6 protein-coding genes and 1 pseudogene are annotated in these 5406 nt (G+C 64.6%); 4 read left to right on the forward strand and 3 right to left on the reverse strand.

Annotated elements, in window-relative coordinates:
• From AB4Y86_RS11160 to AB4Y86_RS11170, 3 genes and pseudogenes are all read right to left on the reverse strand, one after another.
• Positions 1-565, reverse strand: a pseudogene (locus AB4Y86_RS11160) (hypothetical protein); the annotation flags it as partial.
• Between the two features lie 26 nt (positions 566-591).
• Entirely contained in the window at positions 592-966 is a 375-nt protein-coding gene (locus tag AB4Y86_RS11165; protein ID WP_441402301.1) for a DivIVA domain-containing protein, read from the reverse strand.
• A gap of 35 nt (positions 967-1001) precedes the next feature.
• Positions 1002-1889 carry a TIGR00730 family Rossman fold protein gene (locus tag AB4Y86_RS11170; protein WP_441402302.1) on the reverse strand — a complete coding sequence of 296 codons (888 nt, stop codon included), beginning with the start codon at positions 1887-1889 and terminating at the stop codon, positions 1002-1004.
• A gap of 154 nt (positions 1890-2043) precedes the next feature.
• Here AB4Y86_RS11170 and AB4Y86_RS11175 point away from each other — a divergent pair, with 154 nt between their 5' ends.
• The 4 genes from AB4Y86_RS11175 to AB4Y86_RS11190 all read left to right on the forward strand — a co-directional run bounded on the left by AB4Y86_RS11175 (position 2044) and on the right by AB4Y86_RS11190 (position 5345).
• Entirely contained in the window at positions 2044-2799 is a 756-nt protein-coding gene (locus tag AB4Y86_RS11175) for an amino acid ABC transporter ATP-binding protein (protein ID WP_441402303.1), read from the forward strand.
• 88 nt (positions 2800-2887) lie between these two features.
• Positions 2888-3787 (forward strand): glutamate ABC transporter substrate-binding protein, encoded by a 900-nt coding sequence (locus AB4Y86_RS11180; RefSeq protein ID WP_441402304.1) that lies wholly within the window; start codon positions 2888-2890, stop codon positions 3785-3787.
• A 62-nt stretch (positions 3788-3849) separates the two neighbouring features.
• The gene (locus AB4Y86_RS11185; protein WP_441402305.1) at positions 3850-4497 is read left to right on the forward strand and encodes an amino acid ABC transporter permease; all 648 of its coding nucleotides are present in this window, start codon (positions 3850-3852) and stop codon (positions 4495-4497) included.
• Positions 4494-5345 (forward strand): amino acid ABC transporter permease, encoded by an 852-nt coding sequence (locus AB4Y86_RS11190; RefSeq protein ID WP_441402306.1) that lies wholly within the window; start codon positions 4494-4496, stop codon positions 5343-5345. Before AB4Y86_RS11185 ends, AB4Y86_RS11190 begins: the two co-directional genes overlap by 4 nt.
• Positions 5346-5406: the final 61 nt, after the last annotated feature.

Below are 5406 nucleotides of genomic sequence, written 5' to 3' on the forward strand. Positions count from 1 at the left end.
GGTAACGCCGGCGCACCACGAGCAGCAGCGCCGCGGCTAGCAGCAGCAGGTTCAGCGATTCGGCGTACGGCACCTGCAGGACGGGCGAAACCGGGAACGTGGACACGAACACCGCGCCCCACAGCGCCGTGCGGTGCGACGCGCGCCACCGGAACACCCGATAGATGACCAGGGCGGCCGCCAAGCCGGAGAGCATCGCAATGGCCGTCAGCGCGGCGGCGGGGGCCATCCCGGTCAGCGCGGCCAGGGAACGGCCCAGCAGCGGGAAGAGCGGGTAGAACGCCCAGGCGTTCTCCTGGACGTTGCCCGCGTTGTCGAGCGGCAGCGCGGCGGGATAGCCGTGGCCGAGGACTTCGGCGTACCAGCGGGCGTCCCAGATGTTGATGAAGTTCCAGTAGTCCGGCTTCGGCGGAAACCACGGATTCACGCCCTGCTGCAGGGCGGCGGCCATGAAGATACAGGCGCTGATCAGACGGGCGGCGAGGTACAGGCTGCCGAGCTGCAGCCACCAGGGCCAGCGGGCGGTGCGGGCACCGGCGGCAACGATCCGGCTCCGAACGGCCAGGGTCCGGCCGTCCTGGGCCGTTCCGTTCACGGGGCCGGGTCCGGGGCCGGCTTGCGTTCCGGCAGCGGCTGACCCGGACGCGGCTTGTTCAGCTCAGTCCGCAGGGCGGCGATCTCGCCGTCTTTCCGGACAATCTGGTCCCGCAACTCGTCGAGAACCTGGTCCACCTGGTCCATCCGGTAGCCGCGGACGCCGACCGCGAAGCGGATCCGGTCGACGTCGGCGGGTTTGGCATCAGCGGGGAGCAGGACGGCCGGCAGTGAAGCCACCGGCTCGTCGAAACCGTCCTCGAAGGGCTGTTCGGCGGTGCGGCGGCGGAAAATCCGCGGCGCCAGGTCGGTGCCGACGAGAATGGCGACGGCGGCCAGCACGATCGCCACGAAGACCAGGAAGAAACTCACAGCTCCATCGTGCCAGACCCGGCCGGACGCGCCGTTCAGGCCCGCGGGCTGCTGTCGGCGGCGCCGCTCCCCGTGCTGCCGTTCGCACTGGTCCCGTTTCCAGTCGGATTGCGGTGCCGGGCGGCGCCTTCGACTATCAGCTCCACGGCGAGCGCCGGGTCGTCAACGACCTGCACCAGGTCGAGGTCCTCCTCCGCCATCATGCCCTCGCCAACCAGGGTGGACTGGAGCCACTCCAGCAACGGGTTCCAGAAGGCAGTGCCGATCAGCACGATCGGGAAGGACGTCACCTTCCGGGTCTGGACCAGGACCATGGCCTCGAAGAGCTCATCGAGGGTGCCGAGGCCGCCCGGCAGCACGATGAATCCCTGCGCGTACTTCACGAACATGGTCTTCCGCGCGAAGAAGTAGCGGAAGTTGATGCCCAGATCCACCCACTGGTTCATGCCCTGCTCGAACGGCAGTTCAATCCCGAGCCCCACCGAGACCCCGTTGCCCTGTACCGCACCCTTGTTGGCGCCCTCCATCGATCCCGGCCCGCCGCCGGTGATGACCGCCAGGCCTGCTTCGGCCAGGCTTCGCCCGACGTCGACGGCCAGTTCGTAGTTGAGGCTGCCCGGCTGGGTCCGGGCGGAACCGAACACGCTGACCGCGGGTCCCAGGTCGGCGAGCGCGCCGAAGCCTTCCACGAATTCGCTTTGGATCCTGAGCACCCGCCAGGGGTCGGTGTGTACAAACTGGCCGGGGCCCTTGGTGTCCAGCAGCGTCCGGTCCGACATCGTCACCTTCGCCGCCCTGCGCCGCAGCTCCAGAGGCCCCTTATGCCGGATGCCGTTGGCTGGCGGGACATCCCGACGGCCGGGGCCTGCGGTTCCCGCGGGGTTCTGCTCTGGAGTGGGCTGTGGTTCGGTACTCATTCCCATAGGCTAGCGCGGATTTTCCGGTCCGACGCCGCTGCGCCTCGGCCCGGATTCCGGCGGAGCAGGACGCTGGCCTGCGGATATCTCTTGGGTCACGATGTGGACCAACTCTGAGTGATTGGCGTCATACTCGGCTAATGTTCGCTAGATTCTTCCTATGACTACTCAAGTGCCCGGCGATGCCCTCGTCTCCCTGAATGCCGTGAACAAGCATTACGGCCAGCTGCACGTCCTCAAGGACATCAATCTGAACGTCCGCAAGGGAGAGGTCGTCGTTGTCATCGGCCCCTCGGGCTCCGGCAAGTCAACGCTCTGCCGTGCCATCAACCGGTTGGAAACCATCGACGACGGCGTGATCAAGATCGACGGCAAGGAGCTGCCCGCCGAGGGCAAGGAACTGGCCAAGCTGCGCGCCGACGTCGGGATGGTGTTCCAGTCCTTCAACCTGTTCGCGCACAAAACGATCCTCGAAAACGTCACGCTTGGGCCCATCAAAGTCAAGGGCGTGGCCAAGGCTGCGGCTGACAAGGAAGCAATGGCGCTGCTGGAACGGGTCGGCGTCGGGGTCCAGGCGCCTAAATTGCCGGCGCAGCTTTCCGGCGGCCAGCAGCAGCGCGTCGCGATTGCCCGCGCCCTGGCCATGAAACCGAAGGTGATGCTCTTCGATGAGCCCACCTCCGCTTTGGATCCGGAAATGATCAATGAGGTCCTTGACGTTATGGTCCAGCTGGCCAAGGAGGGCATGACCATGATCGTGGTCACGCACGAGATGGGCTTCGCCCGCAAGGCGGCCGACCGGGTGGTCTTCATGGCCGACGGGCAGATCGTCGAGGACGCCAGCCCAGAGGAATTCTTCACCAACCCCAAGAGCAGCCGCGCCAAGGACTTCCTGTCGAAGCTGCTGACGCACTGATCCACTCCTCTTCTACCCTCACTCCTGAACTTCCGCAGAGTTCGCACCCAGGGCGCCGTGAGGCGGCCGACCCTATGAAAGGTATCTGATGAAGAATTTCTTTACCCGAAAGAAGCCGATGCTCGTCGCAGCAACTGCGGCGCTGGCACTTTCCCTCAGCGCGTGTGGCGGAAGTGGCGGCGGGGCTAGCCCGTCCAGCACGGATCAGGCGCCCTACAAGGTCGCCGACAACGTCTCGATTTCCGGCAGCCCGACGTTTGACGCCATCAAGTCCAGCGGCAAAGTTCGGATCGGCGTCAAGCAGGACCAGCCCGGACTTGGTTTCAAGGACGCGGCTACCGGCGAATACACCGGTTTCGACATCGAAATCGCCAAGTGGATCGCGGCTTCCCTCGGCATCAGCAAGGACAAGATCGAGTTCAAGCCGATCCCCTCCGCCAACCGCGAGTCGGCGATCACCAACGGAGACATCGACTACTACGTCGGCACCTACTCCATCACCGACAAGCGCAAGCAGCTGATCGACTTCGCCGGCCCGTACTTCGTTACCGGGCAGGGCCTGCTGGTGAAGAAGGACAACTCGACCATCAACAGCGAGAAGGACCTGTCCGGCAAGAACGTTTGCTCGGCGACCGGTTCCACGCCGATCCAGAACATCAAGGCCAATTTTCCGGGCACCAAGACCACCGAGTTCGATACTTACTCGCAGTGCGTCGAGGCTCTGAAGAGCGGACAGGTCGACGCCGTCACCACCGACCAGGCCATCCTGCTCGGTTACGCCGCCCAGGAGCCTGACAGCCTGAAGGTGGTAGGCCAGCCGTTCACCGTTGAGAAGTACGGCGTCGGCCTCAAGAAGGGCGACACCGCGCTGCGTCAGTTCATCAACAAGACGTTCACCGACGGCGGCACCGTCTGGCAGAAGCTCTACGACCAGACGCTGGGCCAGTCGGGCACCAAGGTCCAGCAGCCCGCAGTAGAGAACTACTAAACCAACGTTCGGGGGGCGGCCAGGCGGCCGCCCCCCGAGCACTTGCCGAAAGCGACGATTCTGTGAATACGCTGCTGAACAATTCGGACCTCTTCGTCACGGGGTTCCGGAACACGCTCATCCTCTTCTTTTTCTCCGCGATCTTTGCCCTCATCCTCGGCACCGTCGTCGCGACCCTTCGCGTCTCACCCGTCCCGGCCATGCGGGCCGCCGCTACGCTGTACATCAACGTGGTCCGCAACACCCCGCTGACCCTGGTGCTCTTCTTCTTTGCCCTCGGCTACCCCAAACTCGGGCTGGTCCCCATAGATTTCATGACGGCGGCCATCGTCGGCCTCAGCCTCTACACCGCGACCTACGTTGCCGAGTCCGTCCGGTCCGGCATTAACACGGTCCCGGTGGGCCAGGCCGAGGCAGCCCGCGCCATCGGGCTGCCGTTTACCCAGACCCTGACCCTCGTGATCCTGCCGCAGGCCTTCCGCGCCGTGATACCGCCAATGTTCAGCGTGTTCATCGCGTTGCTCAAGAACACGACAGTTGCTGCGGGTTTCTCCGTTTTCGAGGCCGGAGCGATCCGGGCAAACCTCTCCGAGCGCGGCGAACCGGCGTTGACCGGCCTCCTGTGGATCGCGCTGGTGTTCATCATCCTTGTATTCATCCTTTCCGCCCTGCAGCGAAAGCTTGAACAGAAGTGGAAGGTCGCCCGATGAGTTCAGTCCTCTTCGACGCCCCCGGTCCCAAGGCCCGCTCGCGGTACCGGATCTTCGGCGTCTTTACGGCCCTCGTGATCCTGCTGATCATCGGCTTCGTCGTGCTGCGCTTCGCCGAAAGCGGCCAGTTCGAAGCCAAGAAATGGCAGCTGTTCACTTTCCCGCTGGTGCAACAGACCATCGCCCAGTCAGTCGGGGCCACGCTGGCCGCATTCGGCACCGCGGCCGTCCTCAGCCTGATCCTGGGTGTTTTCCTAGCATTCGGCCGCCTCTCGGACCGCCGGTGGATAAGTCTTCCCTGCTATGGCTTCACGGAGCTCTTCCGGGCAGTGCCGCTGCTGATCCTCATGATGATCTTCTACTACGGCCTGCCCACCGTGGGCGTGCAGGGAATCACGCCGTTCACCGCCGTCGTCGCGGGGCTGGTGCTCTATAACGGCTCCGTCCTGGCCGAGGTTTTCCGGGCCGGCATTGAGTCCCTGCCGCGCGGACAAAGCGAGGCCGGCTACGCGATCGGGCTGCCCAAGAGCGCCGTCATGACCAGCATCCTACTTCCGCAGGCCATCCGCTCCATGCTCCCGGTGATCATCTCCCAGCTGGTGGTGATCCTCAAGGACACCGCGCTCGGGTTCATCGTGACTTACAACGAGATCCTCTTCCAGGCGAAGTACTTCGGCAGTCAGATCCAGTACGGTTCCCCGATCATCCCGGCGGCCATCGTCGCGGGTGTCCTGTACGTCGGGATGTGCCTGATCCTGGCCGCGATCGCCAAGTGGCTTGAGAAGAGGCTTTCACGTCAGCCGGGCGTAGTGGTTATGCCAGTCACCGCCGCCGACAAGGGCGTCTAGCCCCGTCAGCAGCAGATACCCTGCGCAACGAAGAAGGTCCGGAACCCAAGGGGTTCCGGAC

This window comes from Arthrobacter sp. 2YAF22_2 (genome assembly GCF_052114645.1).
Lineage (GTDB): Bacteria > Actinomycetota > Actinomycetes > Actinomycetales > Micrococcaceae > Arthrobacter.